Annotated in this window: 23 protein-coding genes; 15 read left to right on the forward strand and 8 right to left on the reverse strand. The window is 74.3% G+C overall.

Going from position 1 to position 22,735, the window contains the following annotated elements; genetic code table 11:
- The first annotated feature begins 144 nt into the window (after nucleotides 1-144).
- The 3 genes from ACFWI8_RS11535 to ACFWI8_RS11545 all read left to right on the forward strand — a co-directional run bounded on the left by ACFWI8_RS11535 (nucleotide 145) and on the right by ACFWI8_RS11545 (nucleotide 2,853).
- A complete protein-coding gene (locus tag ACFWI8_RS11535; RefSeq protein WP_387088784.1) occupies nucleotides 145-822 on the forward strand; it encodes a uracil-DNA glycosylase in 678 nt (225 codons plus the stop codon).
- On the forward strand, nucleotides 819-1,853 hold the full coding sequence (locus ACFWI8_RS11540) for an N-acetylglucosamine kinase (RefSeq protein ID WP_387088787.1): 1,035 nt from the start codon (nucleotides 819-821) through the stop codon (nucleotides 1,851-1,853). Before ACFWI8_RS11535 ends, ACFWI8_RS11540 begins: the two co-directional genes overlap by 4 nt.
- Before the next feature lie 109 nt (nucleotides 1,854-1,962).
- A complete protein-coding gene (locus tag ACFWI8_RS11545) occupies nucleotides 1,963-2,853 on the forward strand; it encodes a sirohydrochlorin chelatase (RefSeq protein WP_387088790.1) in 891 nt (296 codons plus the stop codon).
- 132 nt (nucleotides 2,854-2,985) lie between these two features.
- On the opposite strand, the gene ACFWI8_RS11550 is transcribed toward ACFWI8_RS11545, so the two are convergent.
- The 3 genes from ACFWI8_RS11550 to ACFWI8_RS11560 all read right to left on the reverse strand — a co-directional run bounded on the left by ACFWI8_RS11550 (nucleotide 2,986) and on the right by ACFWI8_RS11560 (nucleotide 4,876).
- Nucleotides 2,986-3,408, reverse strand: a complete 423-nt coding sequence (locus ACFWI8_RS11550) for a secondary thiamine-phosphate synthase enzyme YjbQ (protein WP_387088792.1) — start codon at nucleotides 3,406-3,408, stop codon at nucleotides 2,986-2,988.
- A 27-nt stretch (nucleotides 3,409-3,435) separates the two neighbouring features.
- The gene (locus ACFWI8_RS11555; protein ID WP_387088795.1) at nucleotides 3,436-4,458 is read right to left on the reverse strand and encodes a LacI family DNA-binding transcriptional regulator; all 1,023 of its coding nucleotides are present in this window, start codon (nucleotides 4,456-4,458) and stop codon (nucleotides 3,436-3,438) included.
- Between the two features lie 94 nt (nucleotides 4,459-4,552).
- Nucleotides 4,553-4,876: an L-rhamnose mutarotase gene (locus ACFWI8_RS11560; protein ID WP_387088797.1), complete on the reverse strand. Its 324-nt coding sequence runs from the start codon at nucleotides 4,874-4,876 to the stop codon at nucleotides 4,553-4,555.
- A gap of 271 nt (nucleotides 4,877-5,147) precedes the next feature.
- Here ACFWI8_RS11560 and rhaI point away from each other — a divergent pair, with 271 nt between their 5' ends.
- The 8 genes from rhaI (at nucleotide 5,148) to ACFWI8_RS11600 (ending at nucleotide 14,592) form a co-directional block, all read left to right on the forward strand.
- Nucleotides 5,148-6,308 (forward strand): L-rhamnose isomerase, encoded by a 1,161-nt coding sequence (gene rhaI, locus ACFWI8_RS11565; protein WP_387088799.1) that lies wholly within the window; start codon nucleotides 5,148-5,150, stop codon nucleotides 6,306-6,308.
- A 29-nt stretch (nucleotides 6,309-6,337) separates the two neighbouring features.
- On the forward strand, nucleotides 6,338-8,377 hold the full coding sequence (locus ACFWI8_RS11570; RefSeq protein ID WP_387088875.1) for a bifunctional aldolase/short-chain dehydrogenase: 2,040 nt from the start codon (nucleotides 6,338-6,340) through the stop codon (nucleotides 8,375-8,377).
- Nucleotides 8,378-8,483: 106 nt separating this feature from the next.
- Entirely contained in the window at nucleotides 8,484-9,998 is a 1,515-nt protein-coding gene (locus ACFWI8_RS11575) for a rhamnulokinase family protein (protein ID WP_387088801.1), read from the forward strand.
- 3 nt (nucleotides 9,999-10,001) lie between these two features.
- Nucleotides 10,002-10,754 carry a (Fe-S)-binding protein gene (locus ACFWI8_RS11580; protein WP_387088803.1) on the forward strand — a complete coding sequence of 251 codons (753 nt, stop codon included), beginning with the start codon at nucleotides 10,002-10,004 and terminating at the stop codon, nucleotides 10,752-10,754.
- A 20-nt stretch (nucleotides 10,755-10,774) separates the two neighbouring features.
- A complete protein-coding gene (locus tag ACFWI8_RS11585; RefSeq protein WP_387088878.1) occupies nucleotides 10,775-12,229 on the forward strand; it encodes a lactate utilization protein B in 1,455 nt (484 codons plus the stop codon).
- Nucleotides 12,213-12,872 (forward strand): lactate utilization protein C, encoded by a 660-nt coding sequence (locus ACFWI8_RS11590; RefSeq protein ID WP_387088805.1) that lies wholly within the window; start codon nucleotides 12,213-12,215, stop codon nucleotides 12,870-12,872. The genes ACFWI8_RS11585 and ACFWI8_RS11590 overlap by 17 nt, the downstream gene beginning before the upstream one ends.
- 43 nt (nucleotides 12,873-12,915) lie before the next feature.
- Nucleotides 12,916-13,479 carry a TIGR03086 family metal-binding protein gene (locus ACFWI8_RS11595; protein WP_387088807.1) on the forward strand — a complete coding sequence of 188 codons (564 nt, stop codon included), beginning with the start codon at nucleotides 12,916-12,918 and terminating at the stop codon, nucleotides 13,477-13,479.
- Between the two features lie 72 nt (nucleotides 13,480-13,551).
- The gene (locus tag ACFWI8_RS11600; protein ID WP_387088809.1) at nucleotides 13,552-14,592 is read left to right on the forward strand and encodes a questin oxidase family protein; all 1,041 of its coding nucleotides are present in this window, start codon (nucleotides 13,552-13,554) and stop codon (nucleotides 14,590-14,592) included.
- 305 nt (nucleotides 14,593-14,897) lie between these two features.
- Here the strand turns inward: ACFWI8_RS11600 and ACFWI8_RS11605 are convergent, their stop codons facing one another.
- Nucleotides 14,898-15,425, reverse strand: coding sequence for an O-acetyl-ADP-ribose deacetylase (locus ACFWI8_RS11605; RefSeq protein ID WP_387088812.1), 528 nt, complete (start codon nucleotides 15,423-15,425; stop codon nucleotides 14,898-14,900).
- Entirely contained in the window at nucleotides 15,422-16,096 is a 675-nt protein-coding gene (locus ACFWI8_RS11610) for a ThuA domain-containing protein (protein ID WP_387088815.1), read from the reverse strand. The genes ACFWI8_RS11605 and ACFWI8_RS11610 overlap by 4 nt, the downstream gene beginning before the upstream one ends.
- Before the next feature lie 220 nt (nucleotides 16,097-16,316).
- Here ACFWI8_RS11610 and ACFWI8_RS11615 point away from each other — a divergent pair, with 220 nt between their 5' ends.
- Nucleotides 16,317-17,399, forward strand: coding sequence for a DUF2332 domain-containing protein (locus ACFWI8_RS11615; RefSeq protein ID WP_387088818.1), 1,083 nt, complete (start codon nucleotides 16,317-16,319; stop codon nucleotides 17,397-17,399).
- Nucleotides 17,400-17,413: 14 nt separating this feature from the next.
- Complete coding sequence (locus tag ACFWI8_RS11620) at nucleotides 17,414-17,842, forward strand: PPOX class F420-dependent oxidoreductase (RefSeq protein ID WP_387088821.1); 429 nt, start codon at nucleotides 17,414-17,416, stop codon at nucleotides 17,840-17,842.
- A 29-nt stretch (nucleotides 17,843-17,871) separates the two neighbouring features.
- Here the strand turns inward: ACFWI8_RS11620 and ACFWI8_RS11625 are convergent, their stop codons facing one another.
- Entirely contained in the window at nucleotides 17,872-18,567 is a 696-nt protein-coding gene (locus ACFWI8_RS11625; protein ID WP_387088824.1) for a nuclease-related domain-containing protein, read from the reverse strand.
- Between the two features lie 66 nt (nucleotides 18,568-18,633).
- On the opposite strand from ACFWI8_RS11625, the gene ACFWI8_RS11630 reads away from it, so the two are divergent.
- A complete protein-coding gene (locus tag ACFWI8_RS11630; protein ID WP_387088827.1) occupies nucleotides 18,634-19,035 on the forward strand; it encodes an NUDIX domain-containing protein in 402 nt (133 codons plus the stop codon).
- A 72-nt stretch (nucleotides 19,036-19,107) separates the two neighbouring features.
- Entirely contained in the window at nucleotides 19,108-19,755 is a 648-nt protein-coding gene (locus tag ACFWI8_RS11635) for a TetR/AcrR family transcriptional regulator (RefSeq protein WP_387088830.1), read from the forward strand.
- Here ACFWI8_RS11635 and ACFWI8_RS11640 read toward each other — a convergent pair.
- Together ACFWI8_RS11640 and ACFWI8_RS11645 are read right to left on the reverse strand one after the other, a co-directional pair.
- Nucleotides 19,735-20,592, reverse strand: coding sequence for an alpha/beta hydrolase (locus ACFWI8_RS11640; protein WP_387088833.1), 858 nt, complete (start codon nucleotides 20,590-20,592; stop codon nucleotides 19,735-19,737). The genes ACFWI8_RS11635 and ACFWI8_RS11640 overlap by 21 nt on opposite strands.
- A 106-nt stretch (nucleotides 20,593-20,698) precedes the next feature.
- Nucleotides 20,699-22,546 carry an ABC transporter ATP-binding protein gene (locus ACFWI8_RS11645; RefSeq protein WP_387088836.1) on the reverse strand — a complete coding sequence of 616 codons (1,848 nt, stop codon included), beginning with the start codon at nucleotides 22,544-22,546 and terminating at the stop codon, nucleotides 20,699-20,701.
- Nucleotides 22,547-22,735: the final 189 nt, after the last annotated feature.

A 22,735-nucleotide genomic window follows, 5' to 3' on the forward strand; every position in this document is an offset into this window, starting at 1 on the left:
CCTGGTACACACTGGCCTGGTCCGACGGTGAGGTCGGATCGGCCGGTCCCGGGCGGGACCGGCCGGCGGAGGCGAGGTCCGTGGGGCTCCGGTTTCCCGGATCGGGGAGACCGGGGCCCGGCGGGGCCAGTAGGGTGACGGACCGTGGCAGCACGACCATTGAACGAGATCATCGAGCCCGGCTGGGCCGAGGCCCTGGCCCCGGTGGCCGACCGGATCGCCGCCATGGGCGACTTCCTGCGCGCCGAGATCGCCGCCGGGCGCACCTATCTGCCGGCGGGACCCAACGTCCTGAGAGCCTTTCAGCAGCCCTTCACCGAGGTGCGGGTCCTGATCGTCGGTCAGGACCCCTACCCGACGCCGGGGCACGCGGTGGGGCTCAGCTTCTCCGTCGCCCCCGACGTCCGCCCGCTGCCCGGCTCACTGGAGAACATCTTCCGGGAGCTCAACACGGACCTCGGGCTGCCCAGGCCGTCCACGGGCGACCTGACGCCCTGGACGGACCAGGGCGTGCTCCTGCTCAACAGGGCCCTGACGACCGCGCCCCGCCGGCCGGGGGCCCACCGCGGCAAGGGCTGGGAGGAGGTCACCGAGCAGGCCATCAAGGCGCTGGCCGCCAGGGGCAGGCCGCTGGTGGCCGTCCTGTGGGGCCGGGACGCCCGCGGGCTGCGGCCGATGCTCGGCCCGGTGCCGACGGTGGAGTCGGCCCACCCCTCCCCCATGTCGGCCGATCGCGGGTTCTTCGGCTCCCGCCCCTTCAGCCGCGTCAACACACTGCTCGAAGAGCAGGGCGCGGCGCCAGTGGACTGGAAGCTGCCGTGACCGAGGGCCCCGCGGCCGGCCCCCGGTTCGTGCTGGGGGTGGACTCCGGCGGCTCCGGGCTGCGCGTGGCGCTGGCCAGGGTGGCTTCCGGGTCGGGGGCCGAGCCCTGCGGGGTGGTGGCGTCCGACGAGCCGGTGCCGACGGCCGGCGGCGGCATCGACGCCGGCCAGCTGGTCGCCCGACTGCTGCCCGCGGCCCGGCGGTTGCTCGCCGAGGCGGGCGGCTCCCGGGTGGTGGCCGGCTGTGTGGGCGCCGCCGGGATGCAGACCCTCGGCGGGCGGTTGCGCGCCGAGCTGCCCGAGGCGTTGGCCACCGGGCTCGGGGCGTGCCGGCTGGTGCTGGCAGCCGACGTGGTGACGGGTCACGTGGGGGCGCTCGGCGGGCGGCCGGGCACCGTGGTGGCCGCCGGCACCGGCCTGATCGCCCTGGGCCTGGACGGCCACCACTGGCGGCGGGCGGACGGCTGGGGCCACCTGCTGGGCGACTGTGGCGGCGGCTCCTGGATCGGCCGGGAGGGGCTGACCGCGGCGCTGCGCGCCCACGACGGGCGGGCGGGCGGCTCGGCGGCGCTGCTCGCCAGGGTCGAGGCCGTCCTCGGGCCGGCCGCGGGGCTGCCCGGCCTGGTGTATCCGCGCTCCGACCGGCCCGCCTGGCTGGCCGCCTTCGCCCCCGAGGTCGCCCGGTGCGCGACCGCCGAGCCGCCGGATCCGGTCTCGGTGGCCATCCTGCGCTCGGCGGCGGGCGAGATCGCAGCCACGGCCGCCGCCGTCTGCCCGCCGGTGGCCGAGCCGGTGATCGCCCTCACCGGCGGCCTGTCGCGGCTCGGCGAGCCGCTGCTTGGGCCGCTGCGGGAGGAGTTGGCGGCCCGGCTGCCCGCGGCGACGCTCGTCCCGGCGGCGGGTGACCCGCTGCGGGGCGCGCTCACGCTGGCGGCGCGCGCCGCGGCCGGCGCGCTCGGCCTGCCCGAGGAGCCGGGACTGCTCAGCGTGCACGAGGCGCCGGCCCATGACGGTCGGATGGCGGCGCGGTAACGCGGCGACGGGAGGGCTCACACCTACGCGCTGGACAAAACGGGATGGAAGGTGACCGTATCCCCCCTGGCGAACTGCCCAGCACGTCAAGGCATTAACATGCGGCGACATGAGCTCCCCCACTGGGCCGGGATCCGGCCTCCCCGTACGAATGCCGCGTCCACGTCAGCCGGGACGCCACCGCCGTCCGGAGCCGGCGTCCGCGCCCGACGGCGCGCCCACGCTGGTGCTCGCCGTGCCCGGCGCGCCCTCCGCCGCCAGCCTCTCGCTGGCCGAGGAGGTGGTGAGCATCGCGCGCTCGGAGCTGCCCGGGCTCGACGCGCGGATCGGCTTCGCCGAGAGCCAGGACGAGGAGTTCCCGTCCCTGCAGCAGGTGTTGGCGCGGATCGTGGCCGAGGCCGGTGGCGACGTGGACGACGCGGAGCGGCCGGCGCCGGTGGTCGTGCCGCTGCTGGCCAGCCCGGACAGCGCCCACCTGCGGGTCATACGGCAGGCGGTGCTGGGCAGCGGCTCGGGCGCGGGGCTCACCGACGTCCTGGGGCCGCACCCGCTGCTCGCCGAGGCCGTGCACGTGCGGCTCTCCGAGGCGGGTCTCGCCCGCGCCGACCGGGCCCGGCTGTTCACGGTCGCCACGGCGGCCGACGGCATCGTGCTGGCCACGGTGGGCGGCGAGGAGGCGGTGCAGGCGGCCGGCATCACCGGCATGCTGCTCTCCGCGCGGCTCGCCGTGCCGGTGCTCGCCGCGGCGCTCGACGAGGACGGCGCGGTCGCCGACACGGCGGCCCGGCTCACCGAGGCCGGCTCACAGCAACTCGCCCTGGCCCCCTGCCTGATCGGCCCCGAGGTGCCCGACGGACTGCTGGCCGCGGCGGCCGAGGAGGCCGGCTGCGCGGCCGCCGAGCCGCTGGGCGCCTACCCGGCGGTCGGCAAGCTGGTGCTGTCGACCTACATGGCGGAGGTCGGCATCACCCCGCAGCGCCCAGGCTCACCCGTCGGCTGAGCGGGCGGGCCGGGAAGCGGCCCCTCCCCCGGCGACGTCCCAGGCCCGAGGTACCCCGCGGTCGAGCTCACCGCGCGCGGCACCTCGGGCCCTGTCGTGCCCGGCAACCACCGACCACCGCCGGCCGCCGGCTCAGCCGAGGAAGCTGAGCCTGACCTGGCGTTCGGCGTTGTCGACGTTGGTGTCGACCAGGCAGACCGACTGCCAGGCCCCGAGGCTCAGCCGGCCGCCGATCACCGGCAGGGTGGCGTGCGGGGCGACCAGGGCCGGCAGCACGTGGTCCCGGCCGTGGCCGCGGGAGCCGTGCCGGTGGCGCCAGCGGTCGTCCGCCGGCAGCAGGTCGCGCAGCGCGGCCAACAGGTCGTCGTCGCTGCCCGCGCCCGTCTCCAGGACGGCCACCCCGGCCGTCGCGTGCGGCACGAACACGTTCAACAGGCCGTCGGCGCCCCGCGCCGACTCGGCGAGGAACGCCTCGCAGTCACGGGTGAGGTCGACGACGGTCTCCCGGGAGCCGGTGGCGACGCGCAGCACCCGGGTGTGGAAGGAATCGCTCATGGTCCAACGCTACGAGCCGGCGACCGCTCAGCGCCGCGCGACCATACTCGACTCACGGACGATCAGCTCGGGTTCGAGGACGATGCGCTGGTGCCGGTGGAGCCCGGCGCTCTCCCCCGTCTCCTCGAGCAGCAGCTCGGCGGCCTGCCGCCCCATCCGCACGGCCGGCTGGCGCACCGAGGTCAACGGCACGGCCGCGGCCGCGGCGAACTCGATGTCGTCGTAGCCGACCAGCGCCACCTCGTCCGGCACCCGGACGCCGGCCGCGAACAGCGCCTGGAGCACGCCAAGGGCCAGCAGGTCGTTGGCGCAGAACACCGCGGTGGGTCGGTCCGCCATCCCCAGCAACCGGCCGCCCGCGTCCCGCCCGGCCGGCACATCGAGCCGCTCGGCCTCCACGTGGCGCAGTGCCGAGTCCGGCAGGCCCGCCTCGGTCAGCGCGGTCACCGCTCCCTCCATCCGGTCCTGGCACTGCTGGAGCGTCATCGGGCCGCTGACATAGGCCACCGAGGTGTGTCCCTGGGCGAGCAGATGGCGCACCGCCAGCGTGCCGCCCAGCACGTCGTCCACCGAGACCGAGCAGCCCTCGGCGCTCGGCAGCACCCGGTCGACCAGCACGAAGGGGATTCCGTGGCGACGGAAGTCCGCCAGGTTGCGCCCGGACATGTCGGCCGGGGTGAGCAGCACGCCGCGCACCCGCTGCTCGGCGAAGAGCGAGAGGTAGTCGGACTCCTCCGAGGTGCTCTGGGCGCTGTTGCAGAGCATCACGCCGAGGGTGGCCGCGCGCGCCACCCGCTCCGCGCCCGAGGCGACGTCCACGAAGAAGGGGTTGGCCATGTCCAGCACCAGCAGGGCGATGATCCGGCTCTGACCGGCCCGCAGTTGACGCGCGGACTCGCTGCGCACGTAACCGAGCTCGACGATGGCGGTCTGGACGCGCTCGCGGGTCTCGTCGGCGACCATGTGGGGGCGGTTGATCACGTTGGAGACCGTCCCCACCGACACCCCGGCCTGCCGGGCGACTTCCTTGATCCCCACCGTGTGCGCCATGTGCCGTGCCCCGTTCGTCTCGTTACGCGTCAGTCACGCCCAGCCATCGTATGCATCGTGCGGCACGGGCGAGGTCGCACCCGTCGGGCCGGGTTCAGGCCAGGTGGAAGACCTCGGTCAGCGGCTTCATCGCCTCGTCGGGCCGAGCTCCGTCCAGGGACTCGAAGAACTCCCCCATCTCGGCCTGCCAGCGGGCGTTGACGTCGGTGGCGGCCATCGCCTCCTGGGCGGCGGCGAAGTCCTCGGTCTCCAGATACCCCACCAGTAGCCCGTCCTCGCGCAGGAACAGCGAGTAGTTGTGCCAGCCCGTGGCGGAGAGCGCCTCCAGCATCTCGGGCCAGACGGCCGCGTGCCGTTCCCGGTACTCCTCGATCCGGTCGGCCCTGACCTTGAGCAGAAAACAGACCCGTTGCGCCATGGTTGCCCGCCTCCCGGAGCACGCCCCGCCCGCCTCGGGGCGTGGGCACGACCGCGACCGACGGGGCTGAAAGGATTCATTCGACTGCCGGGAAGCTAGCCACGGCCGCCGCCGAGCGTCAAGATCCCCAGTTCAACACCGGGACCCGGCGGATCACGCGCCACGCACCGATCATGATCCGCTCCCTTGACAGCGATCGCCGCCCGCTCTTAGCGTCGGGGTTCAGTGAAACGATTCATATCGGTGTCCGCACCCCGGGAGCCCTGATCGCATGACCGCCCCATCCGCCGTCAAGGCGGCACTGACCTCGCAGTCAATCGAGACCCCGTCGTGGGCCTACGGAAACTCCGGCACCCGCTTCAAGGTGTTCACGCAGGAGGGTGTGCCGCGCACCCCGCGCGAGAAGCTCGACGACGCGGCCCAGGTGCACCGGTACACGGGAGTCGCGCCGACCGTCGCGCTGCACATCCCCTGGGACCGGGTCGACGACTACGCCGCCCTCGCCGCCTACGCGAAGGAACGGGGGTTGCGGCTCGGCGCCATCAACTCCAACGTCTTCCAGGACGACGACTACAGGCTCGGCAGCGTCTGCCACCCGGACGCCACCGTGCGCCGCAAGGCACTCGACCACCTCCTCGAGTGCGTCGACATCATGGACGCCACCGGCTCCCGCGACCTGAAGCTGTGGTTCGCCGACGGCACCAACTACCCGGGGCAGGACGACATCAGGGCCCGCCAGGACCGGCTGGCCGAGGCGCTGGCCGCGGTCTACGAGCGGCTCGGCGAGCACCAGCGGATGCTGCTGGAGTACAAGTTCTTCGAGCCCGCCTTCTACACCACCGACGTCCCCGACTGGGGCACGTCCTACGCGCACTGCCTGCGGCTCGGCCCGAAGGCGCAGGTCGTGGTGGACACCGGCCACCACGCGCCGGGCACCAACATCGAGTTCATCGTCGCGGTGCTGCTGCGCGAGGGACGGCTGGGCGGCTTCGACTTCAACTCCCGCTTCTACGCCGACGACGACCTGATGGTGGGGGCGGCCGACCCGTTCCAGCTCTTCCGCATCATGTACGAGGTGGTGCGCGGCGGCGGGTTCACGCCGGACGTGGCGTTCATGCTCGACCAGTGCCACAACATCGAGCCCAAGATCCCGGCGATCATCCGCTCGGTGATGAACGTCCAGGAGGCGACGGCCAAGGCACTGCTCGTGGACCGGGACGCGCTGGCAGCCGCGCAGGCGTCCGGTGACGTGCTGGGCGCCAACGCGGTGCTGATGGACGCCTTCAACACCGACGTGCGGCCGCTGCTGGCCGAGGTGCGGGAGGAGCAGGGCCTCGACCCCGACCCCATCGCCGCCTACCGGAGGTCGGGCTGGAGCGAGCGGATCAGGGCCGAGCGCGTGGGCGGCGAGCAGGCCGGTTGGGGGGCGTGACGACGATGACGAACGCGACGGAGCACGACGTGGCAGGACATCCCGAGGTCGAGGCGCTGCTCGCCCGCTCGCACCGGCTCGGCGCCGACCCGCGGAACACCAACTACGCCGGCGGCAACACCTCGGCCAAGGGCACCGCGGTCGACCCGGTGACCGGCGGCGACGTGGAGCTCGTGTGGGTCAAGGGATCGGGCGGCGACCTCGGCACGCTGAAGCCCGAGGGGCTCGCGGCGCTCCGCCTGGACCGGCTGCGCGCGCTGCGCGACGTCTACCCGGGGGTGGAGCGCGAGGACGAGATGGTCGCGGCGTTCGACTACTGCCTGCACGGCAGGGGTGGGGCGGCGCCGTCCATCGACACCGCCATGCACGGTCTGGTGGAGGCGGCCCACGTCGACCACCTGCACCCGGACTCCGGCATCGCGCTGGCGTGCGCCGCGGACGGCGAGGAGCTGACCAAGGAGTGCTTCGGCGAGCGGGTGGTCTGGGTGCCGTGGCGGCGCCCGGGCTTCCAGCTGGGCCTGGACATCGCGGCGGTGCGGGCGGCCAACCCGGACGCCATCGGGTGCGTGCTCGGCGGCCACGGCATCACGGCCTGGGGCGCGACCAGCGAGGAGTGCGAGCGCAACTCGCTGCACATCATCAGGACCGCCGAGGCGTTCCTCGCGGAGCGCGGCAGGCCCGAGCCGTTCGGTCCCGTCCTGGAGGGCTTCGAGCCGCTGCCCGCGGCGCAGCGCCGGGCGCGGGCGGCCGAACTGGCTCCGACGATCCGGTCGTTGGCCTCGGCCGACCGGCCGCAGGTGGGGCACTTCACGGACTCGGACGTGGTGCTCGACTTCCTGTCCAGGACGGAGCACCCGAGGCTGGCCGGGCTCGGTACCTCCTGCCCCGACCACTTCCTGCGGACCAAGGTGCGGCCGCTCGTGCTCGACCTGCCGGCGGACGCGCCGCTCGATCGGGCCGTGGCGCGGCTGAGGGAGCTGCACGCCGAGTACCGCGAGGAGTACCGGGCCTACTACGAGCGGCACGCGACGCCGGACTCGCCGGCCATGCGCGGCGCCGACCCGGCCATCGTGCTGGTGCCGGGCGTCGGCATGTTCTCCTTCGGCAAGGACAAGCAGACGGCGCGGGTCGCGGGCGAGTTCTACGTGAACGCCATCAACGTGATGCGCGGCGCCGAGGCCGTCTCGTCCTACGCGCCCATCGAGGAGTCGGAGAAGTTCCGCATCGAGTACTGGGAGTTGGAGGAGGCCAAGCTCCGGCGGATGCCGCCGCCCAAGCCGCTGGCGACCAGGATCGCGCTGGTGACCGGCGCCGGCTCGGGGATCGGTCGGGCGATCGCGCAGCGCCTGGTGGCCGAGGGCGCCTGCGTCGTGGTGGCCGACCGGGACGCGGCCGCGGCCGGGGCGGTGGCCGACGAACTGGGCGGCGCCGACCGGGCCGTGGCGGTGGAGGTGGACGTCACCTCGGAGGAGCAGATCGCGGCGGCCTTCCAGGCGGCGGTGCTGGCCTTCGGCGGCGTCGACCTGGTGGTCAACAACGCGGGCATCTCGATCTCCAAGCCGCTGCTGGAGACGACCACCGCGGACTGGGACCGGCAGCACGGCATCATGGCGCGCGGCTCGTTCCTGGTCTCGCGGGAGGCGGCCCGGGTGATGATCGAGCAGGGCCTCGGGGGCGACATCGTCTACATCTCCTCCAAGAACGGCGTGTTCGCCGGGCCCAACAACATCGCCTACGGCGCGACCAAGGCCGACCAGGCGCACCAGGTGCGGCTGCTGGCCGCGGAGCTCGGCGAGCACGGGATCCGGGTCAACGGCATCAACCCCGACGGGGTGGTGCGTGGTTCCGGCATCTTCGCCGGCGGCTGGGGCGCGAAGCGGGCCGCGGTCTACGGGGTGCCGGAGGAGAAGCTGGGCGAGTACTACGCGCAGCGCACCCTGTTGAAGCGCGAGGTGCTGCCCGAGCACGTGGCCAACGCGGTGTTCGCGTTGACCGGCGGCGATCTGACGCACACCACGGGGCTGCACATCCCCGTGGACGCGGGGGTGGCCGCCGCGTTCCTGCGCTGAGCGGCGGCCGCCGGCCGCCCACGCCCGTCCCCCGCCGCCGCTCACGCCTTCCGTCCCCGTCACCCGCGGATCCCGTGATCCGCCGTCCCCGCCGAGGTGTTGCCCCGTGTCCGAGTCCGTTCCCCGCCCCGCCCCCGAGCCCACGGGGCCGCCGTTCGCGGCGGTGGATCTCGGCGCGTCGAGCGGGCGGGTGATGCTGGGATCGCTGGCCGGCGGCGGTCTCTCGCTGCGCGAGGTGCACCGGTTCCCCAACCGGCCGGTGCGGGCGGGCGGGACGCTGCACTGGGACGTCCTGGCGCTGTACCAGGGGGTGTTGGACGGGCTGCGGGCGGCCGGACGGGCGGCGGGCGGCCGGCTCGCCGGGGTCGGGATCGACTCCTGGGCGGTGGACTACGGGCTGCTCGACGGCTCCGGCGCGCTGCTCGGCAACCCGGTGCACTACCGGGACGCCCGCACCGACGGCGTGGGCGAACGGGTGGCGGAGCTGCTGTCGCCGGCCGAGCTGTACGCGGCGACGGGCCTGCAGTACCTGCCGTTCAACACCGTCTACCAGTTGGTCGCCGCGCAGGGCAGCCCGCAACTGGCGGCGGCGAGGCGGCTGTTGCTGATTCCCGACCTGATGGCGTACTGGCTGACCGGGGAGCAGGGCACGGAGCTGACCAACGCCTCGACCACGCAGCTGATCGATCCGCGTACCAGGGACTGGTCGTCCGGGGTCGCCCGGACGCTCGGCATCGACCTGGGACTCTTCCCGCCGCTGCGCGGTCCTGGCGATCCGGCGGGCCGGCTGCTGCCCGAGGTGCTGGCGGAGACGGGGCTCACCGGCCCGGTGCCGGTGACCGCGGTCGGTTCGCACGACACGGCCTCGGCGGTGGCCGGGGTGCCGGCGGCGGACGAGCGGTTCGCCTACATCGCCACCGGCACCTGGTCGCTCGCCGGCGTGGAACTCGACGCCCCGGTGCTGGGCGAGGAGAGCCGGCGGGCCAACTTCACCAACGAGCTCGGCGTGGACGGCACGGTCCGCTATCTGCGCAACATCATGGGCCTGTGGTTGCTCCAGGAGTGCCTGCGGGAGTGGGCGGCGGACGGCGGCTCGAGCGAGCTCGGGCCGCTCCTCGCGGCGGCCGGGCGGGCGACGCCGCTGCGGTCGGTGGTGGACGCGGGCGATCCGGAGTTCATCGCGCCCGGCCGGATGCCGGAGCGGATCGCGGCGGCCTGCCGGCGCACCGGCCAGCCGGAGCCGCGCGACCGGGCGGAGACGGTGCGCTGCGTGCTGGACTCGCTGGCTCTGGCACACCGGGCCGCGGTGTTCGACGCGCGCCGCCTTTCGGGACGGGTGGTGGACACGGTGCATATCGTGGGGGGCGGCGCCCACAACGAACTGCTGTGCCAGCTGACGGCCGACGCCTGCGGGCTGCCGGTGGTCGCGGGCCCGGCGGAGGCGGCGGCGTTGGGCAACGTGCTGGTGCAGGCGCGGGCGGCGGGCGCGGTCACCGGCGGTCTCGCCGAGCTGCGGGCGCTGCTGCGGGCGTCGCAGCGACTGCGGCGTCACGAGCCCTCGGGCGACCAGGCGGCGTGGGCGGAGGCGGCCGCGCGGATCGCCGGTCGGGAAGGGAGCTGAGGGATGCGGGTGGCGCTGTTCGTGACGTGTGTGAACGACACGCTGTACCCCAGGACGGGGCGCGCGGTGGTCACGTTGCTCGAACGCCTCGGGGTGACGGTGGAGTTCCCGCTGGAACAGTCGTGCTGCGGGCAGGCGCAGTTCAACACCGGGTACCGGCGGGAGTCAGAGCCGCTGGTGGCGCGCTTCGGACGGGTCTTCGAGGGCTACGACTACGTGGTGACGCCCTCGGGGTCCTGCACGGCCATGGTGCGGGAGAACTACCCGCGGGTCGGGGCGCGGGCCCGGGACGAGGGGCGTGGGGAGGCGCTGGCGCGGGTGGCCGAGTCGGTCGTGCCGCGGACGCTGGAGCTGACCGAGTTCCTGGTGGACGTGCTGGGGGTGACGGACGTCGGTGCCTACTACCCGCACCGGGTGACGTACCACCCGACGTGTCACGGGCTGCGGATGTTGGGTCTCGGTGACCGGCCCCACCGGTTGTTGCGGGCGGTGCGGGGGCTCGAGCTGGTCGAGTTGCCGGGGGCCGAGGAGTGCTGTGGGTTCGGCGGCACGTTCGCGATGAAGAACGCGGCGGTGTCGGCGGCGATGGGCGCCGACAAGGCGCGGGCGATCGTGGGCACGGGCGCCGCGGCGGTGTGCACGGTGGACAACTCGTGCCAGATGCACATCGGTGGCACGCTGTCCCGGATGGGTGCGACCGTTCGCCCCGTGCACATCGCGGAGATCCTGGCCAGCACGGAGGAGGAGGTCTGGTGAGTGGCGGCGTGTTCGTGGGGATGCCTGCGTTCCCTGAGGCGGCGAAGGTCGCGGTGCGCGACGAGGTGTTGCGGGGGAACCTGCGGCACGCCACCGGCACCATCAGGGCCCGGCGGGCGGCGGCGGTGGCCGAGTTGCCCGACTGGGCGGCGCTGCGGGCGGCCGGGGCGGCGATCAAGGAGCGCACGCTGCGGCACCTGGACCACTACCTGCTCCAGGTGGAGGAGCGGGTCACCGCCGCGGGCGGGGTGGTGCACTGGGCGGCGGACGCCGCCGAGGCGAACCGGATCGTGACCGAGTTGGTCAGGGACACCGGTGAGCGCGAGGTGGTCAAGGTGAAGTCGATGGCCACCCAGGAGATCGGCCTCAACGAGGCGCTGGCCGAGGCCGGCATCACCGCGTACGAGACGGACCTGGCCGAGCTGATCGTGCAGTTGGGCGAGGACCGGCCCTCGCACATCCTGGTGCCCGCGATCCACCGCAACCGGGGCGAGATCCGGGAGATCTTCGCCGACCGGATGGCCACCTGGGGCCGGCCGGCGCCGGAGGGTCTGACGGACGAGCCGGCGGAGCTGGCCGAGGCGGCCAGGCTGCACCTGCGGGAGAAGTTCCTGCGCGCGAAGGTGGCGGTCTCCGGGGCGAACTTCATGGTGGCCGAGACCGGCACCCTGGCGGTGGTGGAGTCGGAGGGCAACGGGCGGATGTGCCTGACGCTGCCGGAGACCCTGATCTCGGTGGTGGGCATCGAGAAGATCGTGCCGACCTGGCGGGACCTGGAGGTCTTCCTGCAGTTGCTGCCCCGCTCGTCGACGGCCGAGCGGATGAACCCGTACACCTCCCTGTGGACCGGCACCACCGACGGCGACGGGCCGCGCGTCTTCCACCTGGTGCTGCTGGACAACGGACGCAGTGACACGCTGGCCGACACGGTGGGCCGGCAGGCGCTGCGCTGCATCCGCTGCTCGGCGTGTCTGAACGTGTGCCCGGTCTACGAGCGGACCGGCGGCCACGCCTACGGATCGGTCTACCCGGGCCCGATCGGCGCCATCCTCACCCCGCAACTTCAGGGGATGGAGGACGAGTTGGCCGCGTCACTGCCGTACGCGTCCTCGCTGTGCGGCGCCTGCTACCAGGTCTGCCCGGTGGCCATCGACATCCCCGACGTGCTGGTGCACCTGCGGGAGCGGGCCGCCACCGGCGGCACCGTCACTCGGCGCGGCACCCCGACCAGGATCCGGCCGGCCCGCGGCCACGCGGCCGAGCGCGCGGCGATGCGCGCCGCCCGCTGGGCGTTCGACCGGCCGGCGGCGTTGCGCGCCGCGCAGCGGCTGGCCACCGCGACCCGCCGGCTGCACCCGCGCCGGCTGCCGGGGCCCGGCCGGGCGTGGACGGCGAGCCGGGACCTCCCGGCCTTCCCCGAGCAGACCTTCCGCGACTGGTGGACGACGAGGAACCGAGATGACCGACAGCCGTGACCTGATCCTCGCCCGGGTCCGCCGCGCCCTGGTGGACGTTCCGCCCGAGGAGCGGCCGGCCGACGTGCCGGTGCCGCGGGAGTACCTGACCACCCACTCCCCCGCCGACCCGGTGGCCGTGTTGGCGGAGCACCTCGCCGACTACCGGGCGGTGGTGCACCACACCGACGCGGCGGACCTGCCGGCGGTGATCGCCGCCCGGCTCGCCGAGCGCGGCACCCGCACCCTGGTGGTGCCGCCCGGGCTGCCACCCGAATGGCTCAGCGAGGTGTCGGGCACCTCAGGCGACGGCGGGGTCACGGTCCGCGTCGACGCGCCGGAGGACAGCCCGGCGGACCTCGACGCCGCCGACAGCGTGCTGACCGGCTGCGCCCTCGCCATCGCCGAGACCGGCACCATCGTCCTCGACGGCGGCCCCGACCAGGGCAGGCGGCGCATCACGCTCGTCCCCGACCACCACGTCTGCGTGATCCGGGCGCCGGAGCAGGTCGTCGACTCGCTGCCGCTGGCGCTGCCCAGGCTGGACCCGACGCGCCCGCAGACCTGGATCTCGGGGCCCTCGGCGACCAGCGACATCGAACTGAACCGGGTGGAGGGCGTCCACGGCCCACGTACGCTTGAGGTGGTTTTGGTCCATATCTGACGCATATCTGACACATGGCCGCACGCTTCTGATGGGATGGGCTATGGAACTGATCGACGCCTTCGACCGGGGGATGGACGAGTTCGACCAGCGGGTCCACCAGGTGGGAAGTCGACAGTGGTCGTCCCCGACTCCCTGTTCCGACTGGTCGGTGCGGGACCTGGTGAACCACCTGACCGGCGAGCACCTGTGGGTGCCGTGGATGCTGCGCGGGGCCACACTGAGCGAGGTGGGCGACCGGTTCGACGGCGACGTGCTGGGCGAGGACCCGGTGGGCGCCTGGGAGGCCGCCGCGGCCGCCTCCCGCCAGGCGGCACACCGGCCGGGCGCGCTCGACTCCCCGGTGCACACCAGCGGCGGGCTCACGCCGGCCGACGAGTACCTTCGCCAGATGACGCTCGACCTCACGGTGCACGCCTGGGACCTGTCCCGCGGCATCGGCGCCGACGACCGGCTCGACGACGAACTGGTGGGGACGGAGTACGACTACGTGGAGCCGCGGATCGGCGACTGGCAGGGGTTCGGCGTCTTCGACCCGCCGGTGCCGGTGGCGGACTCGGCCGGGACCCAGGACCAGCTGGTGGCCCTGCTCGGCCGTCGGCCGTAGGGCCAGGAGCGGGCCGCGCCCTACGCCGCGGGACCGTTACCCGGCGGCGGGCGGCGCCGTAGCGTCGCCGGCATGGACACGAACGCGGCGGGAACGCTGGACGAGGCCCTGACCCGACTGCACACCACAGGACCCGAGTTCGAGGGCTGGCTGACCAACCACGCGCCGATGGCGGTGGAGGCCCTGGCCCGGCACGGGCAGGAGCACCGCGTCCACCGCTGGGTGGACGCGTACCGGAGCCGCCTCGAGGACCGGCCGGCCGGTCACGGGCGGATCACGTCGGACAACTGGCGCGAGGCGCTGGGCGATCCGCGGTACCTGACGGACTGGGCCGAGTACTTCGGGGTGCTGCTCGCCGAGCGGCCGTGGCGCGCGGTGCTGGCCGAGTGGTGGCCACGGCTGCTGCCGGGCATCACCGCGGGGGCCACCCACCCGGTGATCCGGGTGGGGCACGCGGTCCGGGTGCTGCTCGGCGAGGGCGAGACCGGGCCCAGGCTCGCCGAGTTGGCGCACGCCCTCGGCTACTGGGCGGCCAGGCACCAGCGGTTGCCGGCCGGCATCGAGGCCCTGCCAGCGCCGGGCCCGGCCGAGGAGGCGTTGCGCGCGGTGGAGGCGGTCTACGACCAGTCCGGCGGCATCAACGCCCGCCTCGGGCGGCTGCGGCGGCTGCCGGCCTGGACCGCGGGGGCGCCGGCCGACGACCCGGCGGCGGCACACGAGCGGCTGCGGCGGCTGGTGCGCGGGGCGACGGACTTCTACGCCACCCACGGACACGGCGAGCCGGTGATGCTGGTGCACGCGGCGACCGCGCCGAACGCGGTGCTGCGGACGCTGCCGGCGCTGCCGGCGGAGCTGTGGCCGGCCAGCCTGGACGCGGCGTGGGCCGCCAGCTCCGGGGTGGTCGCGGCCTACCGGCCGGCCGAGGGCACGCCGGTCGGCCGGGCGGCGGCCCTCGCCCCAGAGGAGCTGTTCGAGCGGGCCGCGCGGCACGGCGACGCCCACGCCATCAAGCTGGTCGACACCGCCCTCGACGTGGCCGCCGGGCACCCCGACGACACCCTCGCGCTGCGCGCCGGGGCGCGGTCCCTGGAGCTGATCGACCCGGTCGACTAGGTCCTGTCCGGGCGATCTTCGAGGATCAGCCCGCGGCCTCAGACGCGGTGCTCCCCCAGCCAACGGCCCCCAGCTAACGGCCCCCAGCTAACGCTGGGAGGTACCCCCAGGGCGGTGCCCCCAGTCGCCTCGCTCAAGGCACCCCACGCGGCGGAGCCGCACCTCGACAGCAGCGCGGCTCATACTCGGCCGTATTCGCGCGCAGCGCCCGATATGCCGCTCCGCGGCGCGGGGTAACGCGGCGAGGTGCCGTGTATGGCGTCGCGGGCCCGAAGAAGATCGCCCGGACAGGGCCCAAGCGTCGGTCAGGGGGCGAGGACCGCTCCGAACGCCCGGTGGGCGGACTCGTCGAAGAGCACGAAGCGCAGCTCGACGAACGCGCCCACCTCCGCCGCCACGGTGACCGCGCGGACCGCGACGCGCGCGGCGTCGTCCAGCGGCCACCGGTACACGCCGGTGGAGATCGCCGGGAAGGCAACGGTCCGCGCCCCGAGTTCGGCGGCCACCCGCAGCGACTCCCGGTAGCAGGACGCCAGTTGCTCCGAGCGGTCCTCGGTGGTCGAGTGGACGGGGCCCACGGTGTGGATCACCCACCGGGCCGGCAGCCGCCCGGCGGTGGTGGCGACCGCCTGGCCGGTGGGCAGGCCGCGACCGTAGCGGCCGGCCCGCAGCCGACGGCACGCGGCGAGGATCTCGGGGCCGCCACGGCGGTGGATGGCGCCGTCCACCCCGCCGCCGCCCAGCAGCGAGGAGTTGGCGGCGTTGACGATCGCGTCGACCCGCTGCTCCGTGATGTCGCCGAGGACCCGGGTGATCGCCGGGCGGGCCGTCATGCCGACGGCTCCGGCAGGCTGGCGGCCCAGGTGAGGCCGCCCAGGAGGTGGCGGCGGAAGACGGGGTCGGCGAAGGACTCGCTGGTGTGGCCGAGCGCCGTGTAGAAGGACCGGCCGCCGGCGCGCTCGTGGCACCAGACCAGTGGGTGGTCGGCGCCCATCCGGCCGCCGGTGTACGTCGTCTCGTCGGCGGTGGCCAGCACCCGCACCCGGCCGCGGGGGTTGGCGGTGAAGTTGTACCACTCGTCGGTGAACTCCCACCGGTCGGCGAGGTGGGCGGTGGCGGGGTGGTCGTGGTCCTCGACGGTGACGACGCCGGGCTGCAGCTCGGGGTGGCCGTCGAAGACGGCGCCGACCACCGAGTCGCCGAACCAGGGCCAGCCGTACTCGGTGGTGGAGGCGCCGTGCACGCCGACGAAGCCGCCGCCGGCGGCGAGGTGGGCGCGCAGCGCGGCCCGTGAGGCGTCGGTCAGCGCGTCGCCGCTGGTGGACAGGAAGACCACGGCGCGGCTCCCGGGCAGACCGGCGACCAGCTCCGCCGGGTCCTCGGTGGCGGCGACGGCGAATCCGTGGGCCTCGCCGAGCTCGCGGAAGGCGGCGACGCCGGCCGGGATGGAGTCGTGCCGGAAGCCGGTGGTCCTGGTGAAGAGCAGGATCTGCGGGGTGCTCATGGGGGTTCATCGTAGGAGCCGGCCGGCGCGGGGCTCCTGCGGGTTTCCCGACGAACTCCTGGTCCCTGGCTGATTCCACGGATGAAGGGGCCATGATCACAGCCATTCCGGGCACGGAGTACCAGTCAGGCGATTATCGCGGGGCATATTCACCGGCGGGTCTTCCGCTCCGCCCCCCTAGGGCCCCATGATCTTGGGCGTACCGCATTGAGGAGTACCTATGCCCCGTGAACACGTTGCCCGGTTGTTCGTCCAGCAGGCCGTGGCGTGCGCCCGGCTCGGCTCGCCCCTGTACGCGGCACTGCTGGAGCGGGCGGCCGGGGACGTCGTCGACGGCGGCCCGTGCGCCGACGCGGTGGCCGGGTACGAGGAGAGCGGGGTCGAGGAGGCGCTCCCCCTGCGGTTGCTGGGCGGCGTGCACGCGTTGGTGCTGACCGGGCGCGCGGCGGAGCTCGCCGCGTACTACCCGAGCGCGGGCGGGGCGTTCACGCCCGCGGACGGGGACGCCGCGTGGCAGGCGTTCCGCTCCGTGGTGGCCGACGAGCGCGGGTGGCTGCGGGAGTGGCTGAGGCGGCCGCCACAGACCAACGAGGTGGGCCGTGCCTCGCTGCTGCTCGCCGGCCTGCTGTACACCGTGCCCACGGCGCAGCGACCCGTCCGGCTGTTCGAGCTGGGCTCCAGCGCCGGGCTCAACCTCCGTGCCGAGCAGTTCCGTTACACGGCGAACGACTTCGTCTGGGGCCCCGCCGACTCGCAGGTGCGGCTGACGGAGACCTGGGAGGGGTGCGTGCCGGACTGGTTGCGCACCGGCGCCGAGCGGCACCAGGCGCTGCGGATCGTGGAGCGGCGGGGCTGCGATCCGACACCGATCGACCCGCTCTCCGCGGAGGGGGCGCTGGCGCTGCGCTCCTACGTGTGGCCCGACCAGCGAGAGCGGACCGAGCGCCTCGAGGGGGCGCTGCTGATCGCGGCCAAGGTGCCGGCCACGGTGGAGGCGGCGGGCGCCGCGGACTTCCTGTCCGAGGTGGAGCTCGAACCCGGCACGGTGACGGTGCTCTGGCACTCGGTGATGCGCCAGTACGTGGCCGACGAGGAGTGGGCCAGGGTGGAGCGGGAGGTGGCGCGGCTGGCGGCCGCGGCGACGGAGGACGCCGGCTTCGCCTATCTGGCGTTCGAGCCGCGCGCCGTGGCCGGCCGCCTCGGTTTCTGGCTCTCGGTGCGGGTGGGCGCCGGCCCCGAGCGGCTGCTGGCGAGCGCCATGCCGCACGGGCTGCCGGCCCGCTGGCCGGACGGGGGCGCCTGACGGAGGATGGGGTCATGGCACAGGCGATGACCGAGCCCGAGTGGCGGGCCTTCCTCTCGACCGGCACCAGGACCGCCAAGCTCGCCACGGTGCGGGCCGACGGCTCCCCGCACGTGGCCCCCGTGTGGTTCGTGCTGGACGGGGACGATCTCGTGCTCACCACCGGCGCCGGCTCCGTGAAGGGCCGGAACCTGGCCCGTGACGGCCGGGTGGCGCTCTGCGTGGACGACGACGAGCCGCCGTTCGGCTTCGTCGTGGTGCACGGCCGCGCCACGCTGAGCGAGGACCAGGCCGACCTGCTCACCTGGGCGACCAGGATCGGCGGGCGGTACATGGGCGAGGACCGCGCGGAGCGGTTCGGGCAGCGCAACGCCGTGCCCGGCGAACTGCTGGTCCGGGTGCGGATCGAGAAGGTGGTCGGCTACGCGGCCGTGGCCGACTGACGAGCGGACGGGCCGGCGTCAGGACCCCGTCAGCCGAGCAGCCAGGTGCGCCGGTCACGGGCCAGCCCGTACAGGGTCTCGACGCCGTCCGGCCCCAGCACCCCGACGCGCTCGGCCAGTGAGGTCAACGCCTGCTCCCGGAGCACCTCGACGTCCCGCAGCTCCGGCGCCACGGTGACGGCCGCCGCGGCCACGCAGACCAGGACCGGCCGCACGGCCACCCGGAAGCCGCAGGCGGCGGAGAGCGCGTGGGCCGCCCGGTGGGCGTCGCGGCGACAGCGGCGGACGTGCGGTTCCGCGCGCCGGGTGTCGATCCGCACCAGTTCCTCCTCGACCGCGAGCCGGGCGCCGCGGTGCAGCACGGTCCGGAAGCTGAGCACCCCGCCGGGGCCGATGGCCAGGTGCGAGATGTCGGCGGCGCCGGGCAGCGGGATCGAGTGCAGGACGCGCCAGCCCGCGCCGCCGAGCGCGTCCAGCTCGGCGCCGGCCAACTGCTCGCCACGCAGGGCCGCCAGCAGCGCGTCGCGCGGGGCCGCGCGGCCGAGCAGCCGGTCGACGGCCAGCCGTACCCGGCCGGCCGGCAGTGCGGCCACCCGGCCGTGCAGGATCTCTCCCGGTCGGTTCGGCGCGAGGTCGTCGTCCGGGTGCAGCCACAGCGGGCCGCTGCCCCGGAGTCGCCCGTCCGGGTCCGGTGGAATACCGTTGCCGTGCTCCCAGCCGCCCATGGGACCATCGTGCAGTCCCGGGGACCACAGGTCATCTCCGGAGGCGGACATGGGAGGGTTCCGGCAGTGACACGACTGATCGATGCCGTGGCATGGGTGCACCTGGCGGAGGGGCGGCTTCTCACGGCGCGCTCGCGCGGGAAGGACGTCTTCTACATCCCGGGCGGCAAGCGGGACCCGGGCGAGAGCGACCTGGAGGCCCTGGTGCGCGAGGTGCGCGAGGAGCTGACGGTGGCGCTGCTGCCAAAGACCGTCGCGCACCTGGGCACCTGGACGGGGCCGGCGGACGGTCAACCGGAGGGCACGCTGGTGCGGATGGCCTGCTACACCGGCGAGTACCGGGGCACGCTCGCCGCCTCCAGCGAGATCGAGGAGATCGCCTGGTTCGGGCTCGCCGAGAAGCACCGCACGGCCGTGCTCGACCACGAGGTGTTCGACCTGCTGGCCGCGCGGGGCGAGGTGTGGTGACCGTCCGGCCGTGAGCCGCTGGTGGGCGTGGACTTCCGTACCATGGGGGCCGGCGAACGGAAGGACGGCGCGGTGGCCGGAGCACGGACCGACGGGCGGGTGGAGCGCGGGAACCAGACGCGCCGGACGGTGCTCGCCAGGACGATGGACATCGCCTCGGTCGAGGGCCTCGAAGGGCTGTCCATCGGGCGGATCGCCACCGAGCTCGGGCTCAGCAAGAGCGGGGTGTTCGCGCTCTTCGGCTCCAAGGAGGAGCTCCAGCTGGCCACGATCCGCGCGGCGCGCGCGGTGTTCGCGGACCGGGTGGCGCGCCCGGCGGCCGCCGAGGCGCCGGGCCCCGGCCGGATCTGGCGGCTGTGCACGGCGTACCTGGAGTACTCGCGGGACCGGGTCTTCGCGGGTGGCTGCTTCTTCGCCGCGGTCTCGGCGGAGTTCGGCGCGCGCAGCGGCCCGGTGCGGGACGCGATCGCGGCGGCGCGCGCGGAGTGGGGCTCCCATGTGACGGAGATCGTCGAGGAGGCCAGGCTGGGGGGCGGGCTGCGCGCCGACACCGACGCCCGGCAGTTGGCCTTCGAGTTGATGGCGCTGCTCGAGATGGCCAACGCGGACTCCACACTCCACGGCGACCAGCAGGGCTACGCGCGGGCGGCGACGGGGGTACGGGACCGGCTGCGGGCCGCGGCGTCGGATCCCGCGGCGCTAGCCGAGATCGTCGGCTGAGACGAAGCCGACGACCGCCTCGAGGACGGCCGGGTCGGAGATGATCCGGCGGTGGCCGAGCCCTCGGGTGACGAGCAGCCGGGCCTGCCCCTCGTAGGCGGCGGCCACCAGCCGGGACTGGCCGATGTCGATCATGTCGTCCGCCTCGTCGTGGACCAGCAGCATCGGCAGGGTCAGCTCGGCCGGCCGGTGGGTGGCGGAGAAGCGGCGCCAGATGTCGACCTCCGCGGGGAAGAGCCGGCGCTCGATGCCCTGCCTGAGGCGGGGCACGACGCGGTGGCTCAGCCCGAGTGAGGCTCGGAAGCCGTCGACCAGGTAGTCGAACTCGGCGGGCGCGGCGATGGAGACCAGGCGCTCGGCCTTGACCTCGTCGCGCAGCGCGAAGAAGAGGGAGAGACCGCCGACCGAGTGACCGACGACGGCGGCGAACCGGCCGTGTTGGGCGTGCAGCCGGCGGGCCAGCTCCCGGTACTCGAGGATCGAGGTCTCGCGGCCGGCCGACTCGCCGCAGCCCGGCGCGTCGAAGGTCACGGGGCTGTAGCCGGCGTCGAGCAGTGCCTCGGCCAGCGGGGCGAGGCGGGAGGCCCGGGAGAGCCAGCCGTGCGTGAGCAGCACCGGGCGGCGGCCGTCACCCCAGGAGTAGACGACCGTCTCCTTGCCGGCGACGGTCAGCCGGTCGCGGGTGGCGCGGCGCATCATCGGCTCCTCCGCCGGGCGCACGGCGACCCGGACTGGGGGGTAGCGGTAGAGGTGGAGCGCCCAGCGGCCGGCGAGGCCGGGGGCGAGGAGTCCCGTGGTGTTGATCGTGGTCCTGATCAGTGCCGTGCTGAGTCGCATCCCTCGGCCCTCTCGGTGGCTGGTACGGCGGTCGAGACCCGAAGATATTAGCACGATCGTTCGCACAGTTTTCTGGTCCTGGCGCGGCCCGGACAGGGCCGGGCCGTCAGGGTCGCAGCACCTCCACCGCCTGCCGGTCGGGCTTCGGCTCCGCCGGCTCCACCCGCGCGTCCCGCCGCACCAGGTCGGCGTACCGGCCGCCGAGCGCCACCAGTTCCGCGTGCGTGCCGCGCTCGGCGATCCGCCCCCCGTCGAGCACCACGATCTGGTCGGCGTCCCTGATGGTGGACAGCCGGTGCGCGATGGTGATCGTCGTCCGGCCGGCCGACAGGGCGTCTATGGCCCGCTGCACGGCCAACTCGGTCCGGGTGTCCAGGGCGCTGGTCGCCTCGTCGAGCACCAGCACCGGCGGGTCCCGCAGGATGGTGCGGGCGATCGCCAGGCGCTGTTTCTCGCCGCCCGAGAAACGGTAGCCGCGCTCGCCGACCACCGTGTCGTACCCGTCGGGCAGCGCGGCGATGTGGTCGTGGATCTGGGCCGCCCTGGCCGCCGCCTCCAACTCCGCCTGGTCGGCGTCGGGTTTGGCGAACCGCAGGTTGTCCGCGACCGAGGCGTGGAAGAGGTAGGTCTCCTGGGAGACCACGCCGACGGCCCGGGTGAGCGAGTCGAAGCCGAGGTCCCGCACGTCGACGCCGTCCAGCGTGACCCGGCCCTCCGTGACGTCGTAGAGCCGGGGCACCAGGTAGCCGAGGGTGCTCTTGCCCGCGCCGGTCGGCCCCACGATGGCCAGCGAGCCGCCGGCGGCCACGGTCAGGTCGATGTCGGCCAGGGTGGGCTCGGCCGCCGGGTCGTAGGAGAAGGAGACCCGCTCGAACCGGACCTCGCCGCGCGGTTCGGCGAGCTCCACGGCCCCTGGCCGCTCGGTGATGTCCACCGGCAGGTCCAGGTATTCGAAGATCCGCTGGAAGAGCGCGAGCGAGGCCTGCATGTCCACGCCGGTCGACAGCAGTGACACCGCGGGGCGCAGCAGTCCCTGCTGGAGGCTGACGAAGGCGACCAGGGTGCCGATCGACGGCGGTGCCCCGCCGACCTGGTACATCACCCCGGCCGACCAGTACAGCAGGGCCGGGATCGCGGCCATGATCATGCCGATGGTGGCCATTCGCCAGCGACCGGCCATGTTGGCCCGCACCTCAAGGCCGACCAGGCGCTCCGACTCGGTGGCGAAGTCCCGGGTGAGCGCCTCCGAGCGGCCCATGGTCCGGCCGAGCAGCACGCCGCTGACCGACAGCGACTCGGTGACCATGGCGGCCATCACGGCCATCTGCTTCTGCCGCTGGGTGGTGATCCGCTTTCGCTCCCGACCGACCCGGCGGGCCAGCCAGACGAAGAAGGGCAGCAATGCGAGCGAGACCAGGGTGAGCCGCCAGTCGAGCGCGAGCATGGCGACCAGGGTCGCGACCACGGCGGTGAGGTTGGAGACGAGCGAGGTCGCGGTGGAGGTGACGGTGGCCTGCATGCCGCCGATGTCGTTGGCGATGCGAGACTGCACCTCACCGGTCCTGGTCCGGGTGAAGAACGCCAGCGGCATCCGCTGCAGCTTGCCGTAGACGGCCGTCCGCAGGTCGTGCATGACCTGCTGCCCGACTGTGGTGGAGATCAGCGTCTGCAGCACTCCGAAGATGCTGCTGGTCACGGCGGCGGCGATCATGCCGAGGGCGAGCAGCGCGAGCAGCCCGGTGCGCCGTTCGGGCAGCGCCGTGTCGATGACCTCGCGCAGCAGGAACGGGGAGGCGACGGCGACGAGCGAGGCCGCGCCGACCAACAGGGCCACCGCGGCCAGCCGGCCGCGGTAGGGGCGGAAGAGGTGGAGGATGCGCCGGACCTGCGGGGGCGGCGGCGCGGCGGCGGGCTGCCGGTCGGGCGGTGCGGGAAGTGGGTCGTGGTGGGGCATGGGCTCCTTCATGGGTCGGGAGAAGGGAGCGGGAGGGCGGGACGGGAGACGGCGGAGCGGGGATGGGGGCGAGACGTGACGGAGGAGGGAGACGGGACGGGACGCGACGGCCGAAGAGCCTTCCAGCGTACGGCGGGCGCCGCCGACGCCGGCCGGCCGCCCGCGCGGGGCGCGGGGCGCGTGCGCGGG

Origin of the sequence: Streptomyces sp. NPDC127098 (assembly GCF_042722465.1) — a bacterium.
Lineage (GTDB): Bacteria > Actinomycetota > Actinomycetes > Streptomycetales > Streptomycetaceae > Streptomyces > Streptomyces millisiae.

Coding starts and splice junctions, on each gene's coding strand:
- ACFWI8_RS11545 (WP_387088790.1), top strand. CDS start 1,963: ATGAGCTCCCCCACTGGGCCGGGATCCGGCCTCCCCGTACGAATGCCG.
- ACFWI8_RS11550 (WP_387088792.1), bottom strand. CDS start 3,408: ATGAGCGATTCCTTCCACACCCGGGTGCTGCGCGTCGCCACCGGCTCC.
- ACFWI8_RS11555 (WP_387088795.1), bottom strand. CDS start 4,458: ATGGCGCACACGGTGGGGATCAAGGAAGTCGCCCGGCAGGCCGGGGTG.
- ACFWI8_RS11560 (WP_387088797.1), bottom strand. CDS start 4,876: ATGGCGCAACGGGTCTGTTTTCTGCTCAAGGTCAGGGCCGACCGGATC.
- rhaI (WP_387088799.1), top strand. CDS start 5,148: ATGACCGCCCCATCCGCCGTCAAGGCGGCACTGACCTCGCAGTCAATC.
- ACFWI8_RS11580 (WP_387088803.1), top strand. CDS start 10,002: ATGCGGGTGGCGCTGTTCGTGACGTGTGTGAACGACACGCTGTACCCC.
- ACFWI8_RS11585 (WP_387088878.1), top strand. CDS start 10,775: ATGCCTGCGTTCCCTGAGGCGGCGAAGGTCGCGGTGCGCGACGAGGTG.
- ACFWI8_RS11590 (WP_387088805.1), top strand. CDS start 12,213: ATGACCGACAGCCGTGACCTGATCCTCGCCCGGGTCCGCCGCGCCCTG.
- ACFWI8_RS11595 (WP_387088807.1), top strand. CDS start 12,916: ATGGAACTGATCGACGCCTTCGACCGGGGGATGGACGAGTTCGACCAG.
- ACFWI8_RS11600 (WP_387088809.1), top strand. CDS start 13,552: ATGGACACGAACGCGGCGGGAACGCTGGACGAGGCCCTGACCCGACTG.
- ACFWI8_RS11605 (WP_387088812.1), bottom strand. CDS start 15,425: ATGACGGCCCGCCCGGCGATCACCCGGGTCCTCGGCGACATCACGGAG.
- ACFWI8_RS11610 (WP_387088815.1), bottom strand. CDS start 16,096: ATGAGCACCCCGCAGATCCTGCTCTTCACCAGGACCACCGGCTTCCGG.
- ACFWI8_RS11615 (WP_387088818.1), top strand. CDS start 16,317: ATGCCCCGTGAACACGTTGCCCGGTTGTTCGTCCAGCAGGCCGTGGCG.
- ACFWI8_RS11620 (WP_387088821.1), top strand. CDS start 17,414: ATGGCACAGGCGATGACCGAGCCCGAGTGGCGGGCCTTCCTCTCGACC.
- ACFWI8_RS11625 (WP_387088824.1), bottom strand. CDS start 18,567: ATGGGCGGCTGGGAGCACGGCAACGGTATTCCACCGGACCCGGACGGG.
- ACFWI8_RS11640 (WP_387088833.1), bottom strand. CDS start 20,592: ATGCGACTCAGCACGGCACTGATCAGGACCACGATCAACACCACGGGA.
- ACFWI8_RS11645 (WP_387088836.1), bottom strand. CDS start 22,546: ATGCCCCACCACGACCCACTTCCCGCACCGCCCGACCGGCAGCCCGCC.